The sequence below is a fragment of the Rhizobium tibeticum genome (assembly GCF_900110205.1).
GTDB lineage: Bacteria > Pseudomonadota > Alphaproteobacteria > Rhizobiales > Rhizobiaceae > Rhizobium > Rhizobium tibeticum.
Genome location: NZ_FOCV01000010.1, coordinates 38,406 through 56,924, shown reverse-complemented (window position 1 = coordinate 56,924; position 18,519 = coordinate 38,406). Strand labels below are relative to the sequence as shown.

Sequence of the window (18,519 nt, the reverse complement as noted above, 5' to 3'; positions counted from 1 at the left end):
TCCGCTTGTTTTGCAAGAAAGATAGCCTCGAAATCTATGGCGGCATTGTGGCACCCGTTGTTCTGACGGCGGAGCCATACTCAAGTGTTTTCGCGCGTTTTCGGTCATTTGGGGACGTGATGATCGCTAACCTCACAAAGCCATGCCAATTGTCGGCCCCAGGCGTTGATCAAAGTTCTCAGCCATATGCCTGCGGCGCGTTTGCTGGTCAAAGACGTCGGGATACAGCGCGATACTTGGTCCAATGCTGCGGAACTTGTCCAATCATTCGGTGCCAGCGCCTCTTCCTTGCCAATCAGCTGCGCGGCGCAGATCAAATGGACGGGACCGCGCTCGACGAGACTTGCGCTGCCCTTGAGGTTGCAGCCTGAAACGCAAATCCAAGCGCAAATGCAACCAGCATTTTATATAATTCCTGAAATGCGCTCATCCGTCTTAGTAGATTGGCCGGCAATCGCGTTGTCGCGCTCGAATGAAGACAGTCGTTTGACGAAGTAACTGGACTACGACTTCGCGCTTAACGCTTGGTTTGGTGTGTTAGTGCTCAATGGAACAGATGCCGCCCTTTGCGGTCGTCATCCAATCCCTTTTGGCTCAGTCTAGGCAAACTATCTCGATGTCTCGGGCCACCGGCGCTTCGGCAACGGTGCGCCTGCGCTAAGACCACAAGGAGCCCAGTTGTCTGAAGTCAAATCCCTTCCACAGCCGCGACCTCTGCTTGGCCTTTTTTCGTCATTGCGCGTCGCCGGTCTGGGTCTTGGCGTGACCAGTTGCCTCGTCAACGTCCTGGCGCTCACTGGTTCGTTCTTCATGCTTCAGGTCTATGACCGTGTCATTCCGAGCCGCAGCCTACCGACGCTCGTCGGTTTAGCCGTCATCGTTGTAGCTCTCTTTGCCTTCCAGTGGCTGCTTGATCTAACGCGGTCGCTGCTGCTCGGTCAGGTTGGACGGGCTGTGGACGAGCGTTTCTCAGGGCGTGCTTTTCTCTCCGTCGCCTTGTCGGCATCGCGCAAACCCTCGCCCGGAGATGGACTGCAGACGATCCGTGATATCGACACAGTGCGTGGCTTCCTGTCCGGCCCGGGTCCGTCGGCATTGTTCGATCTGCCCTGGATGCCGTTCTATCTTGCGCTGTGTTTCCTTTTTCACAGCTGGATTGGCTTAACGGCCACAGCCGGCGCCTTGATATTGACGGGGCTGGCGTTGCTTGCCGAGCTCAGGTCGCGCGAACCGACAAGACAGACGGTCGCGATCCTTCAAGAACGGATGGCATTTGCCGAAACGGCGAGGCGCAATTCGGAAGCTGTCGTCGGAATGGGCTTTGCGGCAATGCTTTCGGCGCGATGGGCTGAGATCAACCAGCGCCACCTCGACAGTCACTTGCGCACGGCCACTCTCGTCAACTCGCTGTCGACGCTGTCACGATCCGCGCGCATGCTGCTGCAGTCCGCGGTGCTGGCGGTTGGCGCGATATTGGTCATTCGCCAGGAAGCCACCGGCGGCATCATGATTGCCAGCTCCATTCTCGTCAGCCGCGCTCTCGCACCGATCGAGCTTGCCATCGCACACTGGCGAGGATTTGCAGCAGCGCGACAGGCTTGGTCGCGGCTCGACCGGGACGTCCGGCTCACGGAAGAGACGCGCCACGACGTCGCGCTGCCGGCGCCGCGGCAATCACTGACGGTGGAAAACCTGCATCTCGGGGCGCCAGGCTCGAAAATGCCGATCATTCGCGGACTGTCTTTCGAGATCAGGGCGGGCGAGGCAGTTGGTATCGTCGGCCCGAGCGCCTCGGGCAAATCTTCGCTGGCGCGCGCTGTCGTGGGGCTGTGGCCAGCCTTTGGCGGAGATATCAGGCTGGACGGTGCGTCGCTTTCACAATGGGCGCCGGATGCGCGCGGCCGCCATATCGGTTACCTGCCGCAGGATGTCTCGTTGTTCGAAGGGACGATTGCCGAAAACATCGCCCGGTTCGACCCGGAAGCCTCTTCGGCGTTGATCATCGCTGCCGCTAAAGCCGCGGGTGTCTACGACATGATCGTCGGCTTCGCTGAAGGGTTCGATACACGGATCGGCGAGCAGGGCAGGGCCCTGTCCGCGGGCCAGCGGCAGCGCATCGGGTTGGCAAGGGCACTCTACGCCGATCCGTTCCTCGTCGTGCTGGATGAGCCGAATTCCAATCTCGACGTCGCGGGCGAACTGGCGCTGGCGCAGGCGATCGATGGTGTTCGATCGCGCCAAGGGGTGGTGCTCGTCATTGCCCACCGGTCGAGTGTGCTTTCTGGCGTCGACAAGGTGCTGGTTCTCGAAGGTGGCCGCGCCAAAGCGTTCGGCCCCAAGGGCGATGTTCTCAAAACCGGGCCAAAGCCAGCCGCTGCCACCGGCTCCTTCGTCCGACTGCTGCGTGCCGGTGGGGAGATGTCGTCATGATCAGAGCAGCCGTGACATCGACAGAACGGGCAATCCGCCGTCTCACTTTGCTCGCTCTGGCAACCGGCATCCTTCTTGTCGGCGTGCTTGGCGGGCTTGCCTCGGCGATCCGCATAAACGGCGCAGTCATCGCTCAGGGAACACTTGTCGTCGACAGCTACGTCAAGCCCGTGCAGCACCAGAAGGGCGGCACCGTGGGGCAGGTCTTCGTCCGCAACGGTGATCGGGTCAGGGCTGGCCAGATCCTCGTCCATCTCGACGACACGCAGACGAAGGCGAACCTTTCGATCATATCGCGACGGCTGAGAGAGCTTGCGGCACGATCCGCCAGGCTTGCAGCAGAGCGCGACGGCCATGATGCCATCGCTTTTCCGGCGGTCGTCAGCGGCAACGATGCCGCTCAGGCTGCCGCCCTCGTGAGCGCCGAGCAGCGATTGTTCGATGACCGCCTTGCATCGCTTCGCGGACGCACGGCGCAACTGCGCGAGCGCGTAACCCAGCTCGAACAGCAGGCCGAAGGTCTGACGGCCCAGCAGGACGGCAAACGCCGTGCGATCGGCATCATCGACAAGGAACTCGCAAGCCTTGAGCCGCTGCTTCGACAGGGAGCCATTCCGGCAACACGGGTCTACGCCCTGCAACGTGATGCGGCCGATTTGACGGGAGAGCTCGGCAGCCTCGTTGCCTCGACAGCCGAAATCAAGGGCAAGATCGCCGAAACGGAGCTGCAGATTATCCAGGTGGGGGACGATCATAGAAGCGAGGTATCCGAACAGCTCAGGCAGGCCGAGGGCGACAGCGGCGAATATGCCGAGCGCCGCATTGCGATAGAAGATGAGCTGCGACACGTCGACCTCAGGGCGCCGCAAGACGGCATCGTCCACCAGCTCGCCGTCCATGCAGCGGGGGCCGTGATTTCGCCCGGCGAGGCCATCATGCAGATCGTGCCGGATCACGATGTGCTCACGCCCGAACTGAAGCTGTCGCCACAGGATGTCGACCAGGTCGCTGTTGGCAAGGAGGTCAGCCTGCGGTTCTCCGCGTTCAGTTACAGGACGACGCCGGAACTGAGGGGACGCGTTGCGTCCATCTCCGCTGACCTGACGGCGGACACACGTTCCGGTCAATCCTATTACACGCTTCGGGTCGCAGTGCCTGAAAACCAATGGCAGAGGCTTGGCGCCCTGGCACCGGTTGCCGGGATGCCCGTCGAAGCCTTTATCGAGACCGGCGAGCGCACAGCACTCGGTTATCTCGCAAAGCCGTTCACGGACCAGCTGGCCCGTGCATTTCGGGAGGAATAGTTGCGGCCCATGGGAGGAGCACGACCCTTGAAACCTATCAAAACCCGAAGGAGCTGATAATGGCAAAGTCGATACAAAACGCCGTCGGCCAACCACTGTACTACAGTGGCGCCTCGACCGCATGGTTTTCCGCGACCGGTTCCGGCCCCGTGCTGAACGGAACCTCCGGCAACGATTCAATATGGGGTGACAGTTCCGTCAATGTGACCATGCACGGCGGAACCGGCGACGACATCTACTATCTCTATTCCAGCATAAATCGCGCGGTGGAGGCGCCTGGAGCAGGGATCGACACGATCAACACCTGGATGAGCTACACGCTGCCTGCGAATTTCGAGAACCTGACCGTCACCGGAAACGGGCGCTATGCTTTCGGCAATGCGCAAGACAACATCATCTCCGGAGCCTCGGGCAGCCAGACGCTCGATGGCGCCGCTGGCAACGACGTGCTGATCGGCGGAGGTGGGGCCGATACGTTCATCCTCTCCCGGGGCAACGGCAGCGATCTGATCGTCGATTTCAGCAGCGACGATACCGTGCGGCTGAACAGCTACGGGCTTTCGTCCTTCCAGCAGGTTCTGGCTCATACCACCCAGGAGGGCGCCAATCTGCGGCTCGATCTCGGCGGCGGCGAGAGCCTCGTTTTTGCCAATACCGATGCCTCCGATCTGCAGGCCAGCCAATTCCAGTTGACGCTCGACCGCTCACATCTGGCGTTGACGTTCGACGACGAGTTCAACAGCCTGTCTCTGCGCAACGGAGATCAGGGCACGTGGGATGCGAAGTTCTGGTGGGCTCCGGAACGCGGCAGCCCATTGACCGGAAACGGTGAGTTGCAGTGGTACATCAATCCGTCCTACGCGCCGACGGCAGCGGCAAATCCGTTCTCGGTGAACAATGGCGTGCTGACGATCTCGGCGGAACCTGCCTCGCAGGCAATCCAGGCGCAGATCGACGGCTACGACTACACATCAGGACTTCTGAACACCCATTCCTCCTTTGCCCAGACCTATGGCTATTTCGAAATCCGCGCCGATATGCCGACAGAGCAGGGCGTCTGGCCAGCCTTCTGGCTGCTTCCGGAGGATGGGTCCTGGCCGCCTGAACTCGATGTCGTTGAGATGCGGGGGCAGGATCCGAACACGGTCAATGTCACGGTACACAGCGACCACAACGGAGCGCATACGATGACTTCCTTTCCCGTCAAAGTGCCGAGCACTGACGGATTCCACAATTATGGCGTCCTGTGGGACGAGGATCATGTCACATGGTACTTCGATGACGTCGCAGTGGCGCAGACTGATACGCCTGCGGACATGCACGACCCCATGTACATGCTTGTCAACCTGGCTATCGGCGGGCCCGCGGGGACGCCGTCGAACGGCCTGGCGAACGGTTCGGAAATGCATATCGACTATATCAGGGCATATGCCCTTGCGAACGGTTCGGAAATGCATATCGACTATATCAGGGCATATGCCCTTGCGGACGCTCCGGTGCACGCTGCCACCGAAGCCAGCGCGGGCAGCGATTGGCACATTTAATGGAACGGAGCCGGTCCGGGAGGACCTTGCAGGGGTCGTGATGACATCAGTCAATCCGTGCCATTCGAGCGTCCTTATCCGTTAGGTCGCTTCCATATCGCTTTGGTATCGCGTTCGCCGATCGCGCAGGCGTTCGCGATATCGTTCCTGGCTTGCCGACAGATGAACGCGCATGGCATTGCGCGCGCCATCAGCGTCGCCTGCAGAAATTGCGTTCAGGATTGCAAGATGTTCTCTCTGTAGTCCGGCCTGATAGCTGAAGGAGAGCACGTCTTCTGCGGCATAGGGTGACGTCACGTCGCACGGGATCGTGCGCGCGCCGAGCGCATCGAGAACCTCGACATAGAAAGGGTTGTTGGTCGCCTCGGCAACGGATCGGTGGAAAGCAAAGTCAGCCTGGCCGGTCGGTTCGCCAAGCTGCAGCAGGCGATCGAATTCGAAAAAGCTCTCCTGGATTTGCGCTTCCTGTGACGCGTTTCTGCGGGTTGCAGCCAGTGCTGCACTTTCAGTTTCAAGCGCGATGCGAACTTCGAGCACGTTCAATGCGTGCGGTATGTTGCTTGATCTGTCCTGTCTTTTGATCGGACCGGACGTCTGATGGCCGATCACGAAAATACCTGCCCCCTGCCTGGTTTCCAGCAATCCATCGGCCACCAGAGCTGCGATTGCCTCGCGAATGACGGTCCTGCTGACATCGAAGGTCCCGGCGAGCTGGGTCTCTGTCGGTAACTTCTGGCCAAGGGAGACCTGGCCTGAAAGGAAATCCTGGCGAAGGGACCCGGCAATCCGTTCGGAGAGCTTCTGCCGTCGGGATGCAATGAGATCGACCTGAGGAGGGATGGTGTTCAAGAGTATCGTCGTCTCCGTGAAGGGTGCTTAAGCATATCGCCAACGGCGCACAAAGACAACAATTCTCAAAATCATCATACAAGTATGATAACAACAAGGAGCTTGATCTATCAGATTGGAAACGTTGTATATTCTTTCACCGTCGGTGAACGTTGACGGGTTTGCTGCGGGATAAACGGATGGCGGTGTGTTGCCGAAGTGTGATCAATATGTATGATGACTGTAGCTGAAGGCTCTGGGAGGCATCATGGGTCACACCGACTATACCAATCGTTTCGCGATTGATCCGAAGACCGCAGCCGGCTTTGGTACCGCCGAGCTTCGCGACAATTTCTTGCTGCCGCCGCTGTTTGTGGCTGGGCGCATCCAGCTTCACTACACCAATTATGACCGCATGATTGTCGGCGGTGCCATGCCGACTTCCGAAGCGCTCGCATTGGAAACGATCAAGCCGGCGGGAACGGACGCGCTTCTGGCGCGCCGCGAGCTGATCGCGGTCAACATTGGTGGTGCCGGCGCCGTTGTGGTCGACGGCGAGCGCTTTTTGGTCGGGCCGCGCGACATGATCTATGCTGGGCTCGGCTCCTCGGTCACGTTCGAATCTGCCTCTGCCGAACAGCCGGCAAAATACTATCTGCTGAGCGCGCCAGCCCATATGCGCCACCCTACAAGGCATATTGGCATCGCCGATGCCAAGCGTCTCGATCTCGGTGCGCAGGCGACGAGCAACGAGCGTTCGATCTTTCAATTCATCCACCCTGAAGGCGCAAAGACCTGTCAGCTCGTCGTCGGGATGACGACGCTTGCGAGGGGCTCCGTCTGGAACACCATGCCCTGCCATGTTCACGACCGGCGGATGGAGGCCTATCTCTATTTCGATCTGCCGGAGAGGGCCCGCGTCGTGCATCTGATGGGAGAGCCTGACGAGACGCGCCACCTCATCGTGGCGAATGAGGAGGCCATTCTGTCACCGGGTTGGTCGATCCATTCCGGTGTCGGGACATCGAGTTATACATTCATCTGGGCAATGGCCGGCGATAATGTCGACTATACCGACGTCGATCTCGTCGCTATCGAAGATCTGAAGTGAGGAGGCTGTATGACAGCGAGTGATCTTTTCGTATCGGGCAACGGTGCCGAGTGGAAGAACCCGGAGCCGGGCGTCACCCGTCGCATCATGACCTATCTGCCTGAAATGATGATGGTCGAGGTTGTCTTCGAAAAGGACGCCGTCGGCGCACTGCATTCTCATCCGCACATCCAGGCAAGCTATGTTGCGGAAGGCAGCTTCGAGGTGACGATCGATGGTAGGACCGAAACCCTTCACCAGGGAGGGAGCTTCATCGTTCCTCCCGATCTGGTCCACGGGGTCAGGGCTCTTGCCAAGGGTCGGCTGATCGATACGTTCACGCCGCATCGCGCCGAATTCCTCAAATGAGGTGCCTATGACCATGTTCGATCTTTCCGGGCAGGTCGCCGTCGTCACCGGCGCGAACACCGGCATCGGTCAGGCCATTGCCGTGGCGCTGGCAGGTGCCGGCGCCTCGATTGTCGCTGTCGGTCGCTCATCCATGGACGAGACGCAGGCGGCTGTCCAAACCCTGGGTGCACGGTTTCATACGATCAAGGCGGACCTTGGTTCGATCGAACCCGTCAAGGCTATTGTCGACGAAACAGTGGCGACATTCGGCAGGCTCGATATTCTCGTCAACAATGCCGGGATCATCCGGCGTGCCGACGCTATCGATTTCACGGAAGCTGACTGGGATGCAGTCATGGACGTCAATCTGAAAACCGTCTTCTTCCTGTCGCAGGCCGCGGCCCGGCACATGCTGGAAAGAGGTAGCGGCAAGATCATCAACATTGCCTCGTTGCTGTCGTTCCAAGGCGGAATTCGCATTCCATCCTATACGGCGGCAAAAAGCGGGCTTGCCGGATTAACGCGCCTGCTGGCGTGTGAGTGGGCGGGCAAAGGCATCAATGTCAATGCCATCGCCCCTGGCTATGTCGTCACGAACAATACCGCGGCGCTTCGCGAGGATCTTGAGCGCAGCGCCGGCATCCTTGCCCGCATTCCCGCGGGGCGCTGGGGAGACCCGGCAGATCTTGGAGGTGCCGCCGTGTTCCTGGCGTCAAAAGCCTCGGACTATGTCCACGGGACGGTACTGCCGGTGGATGGCGGATGGCTCGCGCGCTGAGCGCACGCAAGCGGATCTACTTAGATTGTGCCCATCGCTGATTGGATTGTGCCCATCGCTGAAATCGCGCGACGCGTTCAACCAGAGGCCAGGCTCGATGGTCCGGGCCAGCACTCGATGGTCCGGGCCAGCAAATGAGGGTTTCTTCTTTCACATCTTCTCTCCGGTTACGGGGAGTTGATCGACGGCAAGAAGAACTCAACTTCCTTCCGGCGGCGTGCTTCCAAACCCTCTACGCGATCATGCCAGAACCGCTCCGCGGCAGGCGGATCCGCCTCCCATGCGCGAACCGTCTGCTGGTTATCGTCGATCTTGACGCGTCTCTTCCCGCCGAGCCGCAGATATTCCTCGGCAAGCCGGCGGCCCTCCGTCATTTCCATCTCAAATCACGTCCTTTCATTCCGCGGCAACCCATTGCCGCTGAGGAAAAGAACGATCATCGCGAGCCATTGTTCCCAGTCTCCTTTCCGCCATCAAGTGCGTCGATGACGGCACTCCACAAGGCGTCGACTTCCGCTTTCGCGTCAATCGATGCGACGTGGCTTTGGCTCGCTTCCAACGCAGCGTCGGCCATAGCATTGGCGTCGGCCTGTGTGTCGACGAGACGTATCGCGCCGCCGTCTATCAGCTTGCGAAACAGGCCATGGTGGGCGACGGCGTTGGGCTGTCGCGGCGCGTTGACGACGACGGGCTTTCCCGAAAAGCTTGCCGCAAGCACGCTTGCCCGACGCGCTGTCAGCCCCTCGGAGAAGAGATAGCAAAATACGTCAACGTGCTTGAAGATGCCGAAGAGTTCCTCTGCATCGGCAACATAGCCGGTGACGGCGACCCGATCCGAAATGCCAAGCTTGTCTGCGAGCGCATAAAAATCGCGCTCCACGTTATCGGTGCCGCGGATGAACGATCCGACGAACACGACACCGACGTCGTGACCGAGTGCCAGCAGGCGCGCGGCAATCTCCAGAACGGCGGTGGATTGCTTCTTGGGATAGATCGAGCCGAATTGCCCAAGGATGAGCCGCCCTGCCTTGCGCTGCTCCTCGAGTGTCCGGGCAACCGAGCCGTCACGCAGCACAGACGGCAAAGCAAGGTTCGGCGGGATGGGAATGACGCCGCGGCGGCCGATTGACAGGGCAGACAGCGGACTTCTGGCAAATTCGGCAGCCACCTCAGGCGCTGAATACAAGATCTGTGTTGCGAGCATCACCACCGGAGCCAACACCAGGCGGCGCTTCCAGTCGAGAGCGTCCCACTCGTGCAGTACCACGACAAGCTGTTTTCGATGCAGCCGGGTGGTAAGTGCTGCCGCGATCGGCTGCGTGAGCTTCTTCTTCCAGGCCACAACGGGAAAGTTGAGGACGACGGCGTCCACATCAGCAAGCGATGACGTGAGCCGGCGAATATCGCCGTCAAGCAGACGCTGATCAGCCCGCTCAGCGAGGCGTAACGCCGTTTGCCGCGCAAATTCCTCGACACCGCAGGTCTGGTAGGCGTCGGAGACGAGTGCGAGATAGCGACGTTTCGGCATATCGAACCTTCTGAATGGGCGGGCGGCCACATCGCGTTGATACCGTCTTTTCGTAAAGGTCGGCTTACAATTTTGGGTTCGATGCTTGGCGTATCTTCATGAAGGCGCGTGCGACCGTCACGTGTGGAGCGTGGATTAACTATAGCGCGAGGTTTTACAGCGATCGTCCGTCGAAACAGCTAATGGTCGGGCTTGAACCGATGCCTGTTTCGAAGGTGCGTGAATGGCAAGGCATAGCAGTGCGTCAGCGCGTCTGAGTTATTCGATGAATGAATGGCCAACGAACCGGCTTGGAAGCCTGCCGATCGTGCGGGCCGGCATGGAGGAATCTGCGGAGGCCTTCATTCGCTTGGCGCTCGAGCGAAGGGGCGCCGGCGGGCGTCCTTTTTACTCCACCTCCGCAAACGGTCATGTCATCGCGCTCTGCGAGCACGATGACAATTTTCGCTCGATGACACGTCAGGCCGACCAGATCCATGCCGACGGCATGTCGGTGGTGCTGTTTTCCAGGCTTTCTTCCACCGACCCGTTGCCGGAGCGTGTCGCCACAACCGATCTCGTGCATGCCGTCGCCGAGCGCGCGGCGAAGGCCGGCGTCAGCTTCTATTTCCTCGGCGCCAGTGAAGAGGTGAATGCCCGAGCGGTCGAGAATATGTCCAACGCCTACCCTGGGCTTCGTTTTGCCGGGCGGCGCAACGGCTATTTCGACCGTGCCGAGGAAGATGCGGTCGTCGAGGCAATCAATGCGGCCGCTCCGGATATCCTCTGGATCGGGTTCGGCGTGCCGCTGGAGCAGCAATTCGTCGTTCGTAACATCAACAGACTGCACAATGTCGGTTTGATCAAGACCTCGGGCGGCCTGTTCGACTTCCTGGCCGGACGCAAGAGCCGCGCACCCCAATGGATGCAGAGGATGGGCCTTGAGTGGCTGTATCGCATGATCCTCGAACCGCGTCGGCTGGCCAAGCGCTATCTGACAACCAATCCGGTCGCGATCTATGCGATGCTTCGGCATTCGCTGCGGGCTCTCGCTGCAGGTCGTTGATCGGGAACGACGATCATATGAGCTCTTCAATCTCGCTCATCACACCGAGCTATCGTGGTGACCTCGACAGTTGCCGCCTTCTCTGCGACTCGATCGATCGATACGTCACGGGCTACGACGTGCACTACATCGTGATCGGCGACGAGGACGCCGACGCTTTCGCCAGTTTCGAAGGCGAAAGACGCCGCGTCATCGTCTCGTCCAGCCTGCTTCCGCCGCTCTGGTCACTGCCAAAATGGCGTGGGCGGCGCTACTGGTGGGCGCCACGTCTTCTCCTGCCGATCTATGGCTGGCACCTGCAGCAGATGCGCAAGATCGCGATGACGCTGGCGCAGCCGGGCGAGCGGGTGATGTGCATCGATTCCGACAATTGCTTCTGCCGTCCGCTGGACCTGAGCGCGACCGCGTCGACGCCGAAGCTTGCTCACTACGTTGCGCCGGGGGATGTCAATCGCTCGCGGCCGAGCCATGTCCGCTGGTGGCAAAATGCCCATCGGCTGCTTGGCCTGGGCGCCCCGGCGCTGCCGGGCGACGATTTCATCAGCCAGATGGTCCTTTGGGAGCGGCGGACGGTGGTGGCTATGGTGAAGCGGATCGAAGCAGCAAGCGGCCTTCGGTGGTGGCAGGCGCTTGCCCGCATCAGGCATTTTTCCGAGTACCTGATCTATGGTATCGCTGTTGCCAATGACGCCGAACTCGCCGAGCGGCACGAACGTGTTTTGCAAAGCCCGTGCCTGACCTACTGGCAGGGGCCCGCTCTCGACAAGGCAGGACTGGCGGCATTCGTCGATGGATTGAGGCCAGATCAGACGACAATCGCCATTCAGTCGCATACACGCACGCCAATCGAGGTGATCCGCGAGGTCGCGCTTAGCTGACGCAGCCTAGTTGTTGGCCCGGTAGGGGGTCGGCAGGAACCCAAGGCTTGCCAAGGTACGACCGAGCGATACCAGCAGCGGGTGGCTTGCCGGCAGCAACCGCCGGGTTCGCAGAAATAGTGCCATCGACCGCAGGCAGCCGGCACCAAGGCTTAAGGCGTTCTTCGCAACGACACGCATCGCCGAGGTGCTGTGGATCCGGTCGATGACATAGTTGATGCTTCCGGTGCGCAGCGAGCGCTTCATCAAAAAGCGGGCCGAAACGCGTTCCTCCGGTACGAACTCGCGGATCTGGGCTTCTGCGCACCACCAGCACTTGAAACCGGCTTTGCGGCATCTGGTGAAGAATTCCATGTCGCCGCCGCCCAGAAAGTTGAAGCGGACATCGAAAAGTGGCGAGGTAAGGCCGGCAAATACGCGCCGCCGTATCAGGCAGTTGCCGGAGCCGTGAATCTGATCGATTGCGCGTGTCGAACCCTCTATCGAACCGAAGAGCAGATGCTGGGTGACAGCGTCGGATACTGGCACCTCGAACTCACGGACGACTGGTCCGCCGACGATGTCGGCGCTCTCGCGTCGGGCTGTGCCGACGATTGCGGCAAGCCAGCCGGGCAGTGCCATTTCATCGTCATCGATCATCAAGAGAAACTCGGCCTCGGGAAAGGCCGCCATCGCCTCGCCGAAGGCACGGTTGATGGCGTAGCAGTTGCCCTGCCGCTCTTCGGTGAGGATCAAGAATGGTAGGTTGGCCCTGGCGAGACAATCGCGGGCATAGCGCGCGCCGGCGGGATTGGCCGCGTCGTTATCAACAACGACGATGGCGAAAGGGAAATCGGTCACTTGATCGACGAGGGATGAAAGGGTGCGCGCAAGCCATGCCGGCCGACGGAACGTCGGGATGCAAACGACTGCCTCAACGGACCCCTTATTTTCCTGCATCATCCAAACCTCGATCGACGCCAAAGATTGTTGGCCTTGCCGCATTGGGCGAGTTGGTCCACTGTCGGCGGCGAAGCTGTAGTTGGCTCGCCGGCATTCTACAATCGGTGGCTAAGGATGAGGTTAACGGGCTTTTCCCAAAACCGCCGCTTTGACCGGCGGCGCGGAGCAAAGGTCCATCTTCAGCACAGGCGCTGCAGGTGCGCTGGCGACGAGGCCGGCATTGGCCTGCAATCTCAAACCGAACACAGCGATCAGCATCGTGAACCAGATCGGTCCGCTGTTGCCGAAGAAGGGGCTTTCGAGGCAGGCCAGAAACAGCGTGAACAACCAGATCCGCAAGAACAGGCGCGTCAATGTGATGTCGTTGCTGCCGGCAAGTGCACGGTGGGCGTAGCCAATGGGAAGGATCACCAGCCAGGTGACCGTCATTGCCAGCGCCGGGATGCCGCCATTGATCAGCTGCTCGACATAGCCGTTGTGTGAATTGGCGGCGGTCACTGCCCAGGTTGTCATGGCCTGGCCGCTGTTGAACAAGGCGTCGGTCTGCCAAAACGACTGGAACCCATAGCCGATGATCGGTCGCTCGGCGATTGCCGAAAGTGCAAGGCGCCAGATGGAGCCGCGGTCGGTGAAGGTCGGATCGATGCCGGCCGAGGCAAGCAAACTGCTGAAGGAAGGCGATACCGCCGCCGAAAGCAAGATCAGGTTCAAACTGACAAGGCCGCCGGCCAGCATCACCATGCCGAGCCTGGTCGAGCGTTCAAAAATCCAGGCAAGCAGAAGGATTGCCGGGAGCATCGCCGCCGACGTCTTGCCGCCGGCATGAAGCACGAAGAAGCCCGCTGACAATGCAATCAGCGAACCGAGCCGGGCGTGCCCAGCCTTGGCGATGTAGAGGCCCAAGAAAACGGCATAGACCATTGCCGCGGCCGCAACGTTCTTATGGCCGAAGTGACCGCGCCAGTCACCCGCAAGCGACTGCTCCAGCGCATCTGTCGGCTGATGGACGGCAAGGTGCGGTAGGGCGATGACGCCAAAATAGGAAAGGCCGATCGTAAACGTCAGGCCAATACACATGAGCCTGGCGAACTGCGCGCCATTTTTTGGAATGAGCAGCGTCGCATTTGCGCAAAGGCAGACCAGGATCGCAAAAACGATGCGCCGGAAGGCCGCGCTCTGATCGCCCGCAAAGAGAGCGGTGAAGAGCAGCCACACGAGCAGACAAATCAGGAGGCCATAGGGGCGCAGCAGCAGGTGACGCGCCGGGTTTTGCAATACTGTGGCCAGCACCACGCCCGACATGGCGATCACGATCAACTGATTGAGGACGTTCGAGCTGCCGCCATAGGGTGTGGAAAGGCTGGCGGCGTTCGGATCGGGAAACGGGTTCAGTCCGACCCAAAAGTAACTGAAGATAGACAGGAAGAGAAAGGCTGCGAAGGCGCCGCCGTTTCTGACCGGGGTAGTTCTGCCAACGTCAGCCATAGGCTTTGCCCAAACCGGCGCTCAGCCGGCGATAGTCTCGCCAAAGCCCCAACAAGACCGCGACGGCAAGGCCGAGGCAAAGGCCGACGACGCCGCCGGCACCGGAAAGCACATAGCCACGCGGCGGGAAGCTGCGCGCTGTCGGGACGACTGCCGGCGAAACAATTCGCACATTGGTCGTGTCGATCTGCTGGCGCTCAGCGGCTTCTCCTGCCCGGGCCATGAAGGCTTCGTAGACCGTCGCCTTGGCGCGCGCCTCGCGCTCCAGTTCGCGCAGGTGGATCTGCGCGGTGGTATCCTGGAAGACCGAGGATTTCATCTGGTTGGCTTCCGAGTTCAGCGCGTCAAGCGCCGATCTGGCTTGGTCGAGTTCGGCCTTTGCGGCTTGCACGATGCGTGCCGTCTCGGCGTCGATCTGGCCTTCCAGCGCTCTGAGCTGGGGCCCGAGCCCCAGGATCATCGGATGACGCGGCCCCAGTACCGCCGATTGAGACGTCACGCGTTGCCTGAGGGTCGAATACTGCGTGCGCAGCATCGTCATCGTTTCCGACTGCAGGGCAGAGGCGTTGAGACGGTTCTTCGGGTTGGTGGATACAAGTTCATTATAACGCGACTGCGCCTGGATGAGGCGCGCCTTGGCGTCGATCAGCTGTGTGTTCGTCTGGTTTGACATCAGGGTGCTCACGAGTTCCCCGGAACTTGATTGCAACCCCTGTTCGCGCTTGAACGCCTCGACGGCAGCTTCTGCCTTGGCGACCTCGACCTTCAGATCGCCGAGGCGCGCAAACAGCGAGCTTGCCGCCCGGCCGGCTCCTTCCGATTCCGCCTTGGCGAGTTCCTCCTGGAAGGCGGTCGCAATCGCGTTGGTGATGGTAACGGATTTGGCCGGGCTCTGCGTCCATACGGCGACATTGACGATGAAAGAGCGCTCGTCCCGGCGGGCGGTGACGCGTTTTGCAAGTGCGCGCAGCGCGTCGCTGGCCGGATCCTTCGATGTCGGTGAAACGAACTCGGGATCCACGGTGAGCTTCAGGTCGTCGATCACGCGGCTCAACACGTTACCTGACGTCAGGACCCTCAATTTGCTCTCGACATCCAGCAGTTGCGTGTCTCGCTGCATGCTTTCGGAGAAGATGTCATCAGCGACGACCCGCAGGTTCGACGGGTCGACGAGAAGATCGATTCCTGCCGAAAAGCGCGGCTTTACGACAAATACGACGGCATAGCCGGCGACAGCACCCAGGATGGCAAACGCGATGATCCAGACAAGACCCGAGCGCAACCATTTGAGGATGCGTGCAAGGTCGAACTGAAACAGCTCCTGAAAGACGGAAAGGCGGCCTTCCGCGGCAGCGGGCTCGGCAACCTTGAGGACCGGCCGCCCTGGAACACCAACGTCGTGCTTCTCCCGGTTCGTCCAGCCGCGCGTACTGATGACCGGGGTCTGATGTCGGGGAGCGGCTTCATACATGGCGGCGAGATCTTATTGACACGGCGCGAAAGCGCGAACTTATGGTTAAGAGACCTGATTTTCCTTAAGTATCCATTAAGAGCGATTTCAATTGTCGCGTGCGCGCGAAGCAAGTCTCCACTAAAAAGCAGAAGTTGAAGGTCTTGCCCGCGTGCGCGGTCGAATTCTGGTTCATTAATACGCAATCTAAGGATATCAATTTATGCGCAGGCGGGACTTCGTTCTCGGCGCAGTGGGTGCCGGACTGGCATCCTCCGGCGCGCTCGATCCTATTGTCTGGAGTGACCCGACTGCCAAGGCAGCGCCTGTAAGAGGCGTGATCCCTTATGGCGCGGCAGTGCGTACGGATCTTCTCGATACCGAATTCGACTACAAGGCAGCCATTGTCGACCACTGCCAACTCGTGGTCGGCGAGGGTGGATTGAAATGGTTCGACCTGCGTCCGAGTGAAGACCAGTTCGTGTTCGATCAGCCTGACCGGCTGATCGATTTTGCCCATCAGAACGGCATGCAGATGCGCGGCCACACGCTCGCCTGGTACGGAGCCATGCCGGATTGGACCCAGACCATTGCGAGCCCGGCGCAAGCCGAACGCGAGCTCGTCCATCACATCACCACCGTCGTCGGACGCTACCAGGGGCGGATTCCAAGCTGGGACGTCGTCAACGAGGCGATCGCCGAGCATCCCGAGCGTGGGGCGACGATCCGTGGGTCGATCTGGCAGGAGCGGCTCGGCAAGCGCTACATCGAGCTTGCCCTGCGCACTGCCGCTGACGTCGACCCCTCCGCTCAGCTCGTCATCAATGACTACAATATTGAGAACCCGACACAGCAGTGCCGCGACCGGCGCCAGGCGTTGCTCGACCTCCTGCGCGATCTGAAGGATCGCGACGTGCCGCTCCATGCCGTTGGCATTCAGGGACATCTTCCGGGCGACATGGAAATCGAAAAGGAGGGCCTGTCGAAATTCGTCGAGGCGGTGAAGGAAATGCAGCTCGAGGTTCTCGTGACCGAACTCGACGTGATCGACAACAAGCTGCCCGCACGGGAATATGACCGGGACCAGATCGTCGCGGCACGGGCGGGTGATTTCCTCAAAGCGATCTCTGACGTGGCGCGGCCAAGTGCAATCCTGACCTGGGGCATCACCGATCGCTATACATGGGTGCCGATGTGGTTTAAGCGCGACGACGGCAAGCCGAACCGTCCGCTGCCGCTCGATGCCGGGTGTCGCCCAAAGGCGCTGATGAAGGTGATCGACGAATTCACGCGTGCTGCCGAATGATGTTTCGCCAGATCTCGACATACATGATTGCCAACGCCGTATCGGCCTTGTTCGGGTTCGTCTCGGTCGTGCTCTTCACCCGCATGCTGAGCCCGCACGAATACGGCATCTATGTCGTCGGCACCGGTGTCGCCGGCGTCATATCGACCCTGCTGTTCGGATGGATTAAGTTCTCGGTGCTGCGTTTCGATTCCGAAGGGGGATCGAAGGATGTCCGTACCACCGCGCTTTGCGCCTATGCGGGACTGATGCTGCTCAGCCCGCTCGTCATTCTCGCAACCTGGCTGATCGCCGAGGACTCGTCGACCTATGTCGTGCCTGCTGTGTTCGTGGCCTTCATGGTCGGGCTGTTCGAATTCGTGCAGGAGGTGTTCCGCTCACGCCAGCAGACCGGCGCCTACATGTGGTCGGTCATCCTGCGTGCTGTGCTGACGCTCATCTTCTCCGCAGGCCTGGTGATGGTGTTCGGAATGGGCGGGCAGGGCCTGCTCGTCAGCGTGGCCTGCTCCTATCTCGTGACCCTGTTGATCTATGCGCGAGATGTCTGGCGCCGGCCGCGCCATCCGTTCGATACCGGGCTGCTCAAAGATATGTTGCGCTTTGGTCTGCCGATGACCGCTTCGTCCTTCGTCTTCGTGCTGCACACGGTTCTCGACCGAATGATCATCGTAACCTATATCGGCGAGACGGCCGCAGGCGTCTATGGTGCCGCTGCCGATCTCGTCCGGCAGATCATCCTGTTTCCCGGTGTCGCGATCGGCTCGGCAACGATTCCGCTGGCAATCCGTCTGCTGGCGCAGGATGGCCACAAGGCCACGAACCGGCATCTGATGGAAACCGCCGAGGTGCTGCTGACCGTGCTGATGCCGATGGTCGTTGGACTGGCGCTGGTGGCATCTGGTTTTGCAAGCCTGATCCTTGGGCCCGAGTTTCGCGATGCGGCTGCCATCCTCATCCCGATCCTGGTATTTGCCTGGCTGTTTCGCTCGATCTCCTATCAGTTCGTCCATGTCAGCTTCCAGCTGGCGAAGAAGCCGGGCCTGATGGGCGCGCAAGGCATGATCATTCTGGCAATCAACATCATCGCCATGTTCGTCCTCGTGCCGCGTTTCCAGCTTGTCGGCGCGGCCTGGGCGCTGCTGATCGCCGAGATAGGTGGCGTGATCGCCGGGTACTTCCTGTCCTACCGCGCCCATCGCTTGCCACTCGAACTGCGCCCGATCGTCAAGGTTAGTCTTGCAACCGCCACGATGGCGGCACCGACCTTCATGGTGGTCAGGCATCCGACGGGCAATGCTGTCTTCGACCTGACTGTGCCAATCGTCACAGGTGTCGTGGCTTATGCGGCAGCCGCATTTGCGCTGAACCTCGCCGGCGTGCGCATGGCGCTGACGAGGCGGCTGCGGCCAGCCTGATCGGCGACACTGGGGTTTTGCAATCGAGCACGGACCAAAAGGGTAAGTAACGCCACTGAGTTTCCGCGAATTCTTAACGCCTCAAGTATATCAGTGGGAGATACGTTCGGTGGGCACGCAATCGGAAGGCTTGGCAAGGGGAGGC

Annotated in this window: 16 protein-coding genes; 10 read left to right on the top strand and 6 right to left on the bottom strand. The window is 60.3% G+C overall.

Annotated features, from left to right (window positions below):
- Nucleotides 1-678 precede the first annotated feature (678 nt).
- The 3 genes from BSG20_RS12910 to eglC are packed head-to-tail and all read left to right on the top strand — an operon-like array spanning nt 679 to nt 5,278.
- On the top strand, nt 679-2,430 hold the full coding sequence (locus BSG20_RS12910) for a type I secretion system permease/ATPase (protein ID WP_072375785.1): 1,752 nt from the start codon (nt 679-681) through the stop codon (nt 2,428-2,430).
- Nucleotides 2,427-3,734 (top strand): HlyD family type I secretion periplasmic adaptor subunit, encoded by a 1,308-nt coding sequence (locus BSG20_RS12905; protein ID WP_072375783.1) that lies wholly within the window; start codon nt 2,427-2,429, stop codon nt 3,732-3,734. The genes BSG20_RS12910 and BSG20_RS12905 overlap by 4 nt, the downstream gene beginning before the upstream one ends.
- A gap of 59 nt (nt 3,735-3,793) precedes the next feature.
- Nucleotides 3,794-5,278 carry an endo-1,3-1,4-beta-glycanase EglC gene (gene eglC, locus BSG20_RS12900; protein WP_072375781.1) on the top strand — a complete coding sequence of 495 codons (1,485 nt, stop codon included), beginning with the start codon at nt 3,794-3,796 and terminating at the stop codon, nt 5,276-5,278.
- 81 nt (nt 5,279-5,359) lie between these two features.
- Here eglC and BSG20_RS12895 read toward each other — a convergent pair whose 3' ends face one another.
- Nucleotides 5,360-6,127, bottom strand: a complete 768-nt coding sequence (locus tag BSG20_RS12895) for a FadR/GntR family transcriptional regulator (protein WP_072375779.1) — start codon at nt 6,125-6,127, stop codon at nt 5,360-5,362.
- Nucleotides 6,128-6,374: 247 nt separating this feature from the next.
- Here BSG20_RS12895 and kduI point away from each other — a divergent pair, with 247 nt between their 5' ends.
- The 3 genes from kduI to kduD are packed head-to-tail and all read left to right on the top strand — an operon-like array spanning nt 6,375 to nt 8,325.
- Complete coding sequence (gene kduI, locus BSG20_RS12890) at nt 6,375-7,217, top strand: 5-dehydro-4-deoxy-D-glucuronate isomerase (RefSeq protein WP_072375777.1); 843 nt, start codon at nt 6,375-6,377, stop codon at nt 7,215-7,217.
- A gap of 9 nt (nt 7,218-7,226) precedes the next feature.
- Entirely contained in the window at nt 7,227-7,565 is a 339-nt protein-coding gene (locus BSG20_RS12885) for a cupin domain-containing protein (protein ID WP_072375775.1), read from the top strand.
- 7 nt (nt 7,566-7,572) lie between these two features.
- Nucleotides 7,573-8,325, top strand: a complete 753-nt coding sequence (kduD, locus tag BSG20_RS12880) for a 2-dehydro-3-deoxy-D-gluconate 5-dehydrogenase KduD (protein ID WP_072375773.1) — start codon at nt 7,573-7,575, stop codon at nt 8,323-8,325.
- Between the two features lie 167 nt (nt 8,326-8,492).
- Here kduD and BSG20_RS12875 read toward each other — a convergent pair whose 3' ends face one another.
- Nucleotides 8,493-8,705, bottom strand: a complete 213-nt coding sequence (locus BSG20_RS12875; protein ID WP_072375771.1) for a hypothetical protein — start codon at nt 8,703-8,705, stop codon at nt 8,493-8,495.
- A gap of 56 nt (nt 8,706-8,761) precedes the next feature.
- Nucleotides 8,762-9,853: a glycosyltransferase gene (locus tag BSG20_RS12870; RefSeq protein ID WP_072375769.1), complete on the bottom strand. Its 1,092-nt coding sequence runs from the start codon at nt 9,851-9,853 to the stop codon at nt 8,762-8,764.
- Between the two features lie 265 nt (nt 9,854-10,118).
- Between BSG20_RS12870 and BSG20_RS12865 the strand changes: the two genes are divergently transcribed.
- Nucleotides 10,119-10,898 (top strand): WecB/TagA/CpsF family glycosyltransferase, encoded by a 780-nt coding sequence (locus tag BSG20_RS12865; protein ID WP_072375767.1) that lies wholly within the window; start codon nt 10,119-10,121, stop codon nt 10,896-10,898.
- Between the two features lie 17 nt (nt 10,899-10,915).
- A complete protein-coding gene (locus BSG20_RS12860; RefSeq protein WP_072375765.1) occupies nt 10,916-11,776 on the top strand; it encodes a DUF6492 family protein in 861 nt (286 codons plus the stop codon).
- Between the two features lie 6 nt (nt 11,777-11,782).
- On the opposite strand, the gene BSG20_RS12855 is transcribed toward BSG20_RS12860, so the two are convergent.
- The 3 genes from BSG20_RS12855 to BSG20_RS12845 form a co-directional block, all read right to left on the bottom strand.
- On the bottom strand, nt 11,783-12,715 hold the full coding sequence (locus BSG20_RS12855) for a glycosyltransferase family 2 protein (protein WP_072376033.1): 933 nt from the start codon (nt 12,713-12,715) through the stop codon (nt 11,783-11,785).
- A 123-nt stretch (nt 12,716-12,838) separates the two neighbouring features.
- Nucleotides 12,839-14,203, bottom strand: a complete 1,365-nt coding sequence (locus BSG20_RS12850) for an O-antigen ligase family protein (protein WP_072375763.1) — start codon at nt 14,201-14,203, stop codon at nt 12,839-12,841.
- Nucleotides 14,196-15,674 carry a GumC family protein gene (locus tag BSG20_RS12845; RefSeq protein WP_072375761.1) on the bottom strand — a complete coding sequence of 493 codons (1,479 nt, stop codon included), beginning with the start codon at nt 15,672-15,674 and terminating at the stop codon, nt 14,196-14,198. Before BSG20_RS12845 ends, BSG20_RS12850 begins: the two co-directional genes overlap by 8 nt.
- A gap of 202 nt (nt 15,675-15,876) precedes the next feature.
- On the opposite strand from BSG20_RS12845, the gene BSG20_RS12840 reads away from it, so the two are divergent.
- Both BSG20_RS12840 and BSG20_RS12835 read left to right on the top strand, forming a co-directional pair.
- Entirely contained in the window at nt 15,877-16,959 is a 1,083-nt protein-coding gene (locus BSG20_RS12840; RefSeq protein WP_072375759.1) for an endo-1,4-beta-xylanase, read from the top strand.
- A complete protein-coding gene (locus tag BSG20_RS12835; RefSeq protein ID WP_072375757.1) occupies nt 16,956-18,374 on the top strand; it encodes an oligosaccharide flippase family protein in 1,419 nt (472 codons plus the stop codon). Before BSG20_RS12840 ends, BSG20_RS12835 begins: the two co-directional genes overlap by 4 nt.
- The last annotated feature ends 145 nt before the right edge of the window (nt 18,375-18,519 follow it).

Coding starts and splice junctions, on each gene's coding strand:
- BSG20_RS12905 (WP_072375783.1), top strand. CDS start 2,427: ATGATCAGAGCAGCCGTGACATCGACAGAACGGGCAATCCGCCGTCTC.
- eglC (WP_072375781.1), top strand. CDS start 3,794: ATGGCAAAGTCGATACAAAACGCCGTCGGCCAACCACTGTACTACAGT.
- kduI (WP_072375777.1), top strand. CDS start 6,375: ATGGGTCACACCGACTATACCAATCGTTTCGCGATTGATCCGAAGACC.
- BSG20_RS12885 (WP_072375775.1), top strand. CDS start 7,227: ATGACAGCGAGTGATCTTTTCGTATCGGGCAACGGTGCCGAGTGGAAG.
- kduD (WP_072375773.1), top strand. CDS start 7,573: ATGACCATGTTCGATCTTTCCGGGCAGGTCGCCGTCGTCACCGGCGCG.
- BSG20_RS12875 (WP_072375771.1), bottom strand. CDS start 8,705: ATGGAAATGACGGAGGGCCGCCGGCTTGCCGAGGAATATCTGCGGCTC.
- BSG20_RS12870 (WP_072375769.1), bottom strand. CDS start 9,853: ATGCCGAAACGTCGCTATCTCGCACTCGTCTCCGACGCCTACCAGACC.
- BSG20_RS12865 (WP_072375767.1), top strand. CDS start 10,119: ATGAATGAATGGCCAACGAACCGGCTTGGAAGCCTGCCGATCGTGCGG.
- BSG20_RS12860 (WP_072375765.1), top strand. CDS start 10,916: ATGAGCTCTTCAATCTCGCTCATCACACCGAGCTATCGTGGTGACCTC.
- BSG20_RS12855 (WP_072376033.1), bottom strand. CDS start 12,715: ATGCAGGAAAATAAGGGGTCCGTTGAGGCAGTCGTTTGCATCCCGACG.
- BSG20_RS12850 (WP_072375763.1), bottom strand. CDS start 14,203: ATGGCTGACGTTGGCAGAACTACCCCGGTCAGAAACGGCGGCGCCTTC.
- BSG20_RS12845 (WP_072375761.1), bottom strand. CDS start 15,674: ATGTATGAAGCCGCTCCCCGACATCAGACCCCGGTCATCAGTACGCGC.
- BSG20_RS12840 (WP_072375759.1), top strand. CDS start 15,877: ATGCGCAGGCGGGACTTCGTTCTCGGCGCAGTGGGTGCCGGACTGGCA.
- BSG20_RS12835 (WP_072375757.1), top strand. CDS start 16,956: ATGATGTTTCGCCAGATCTCGACATACATGATTGCCAACGCCGTATCG.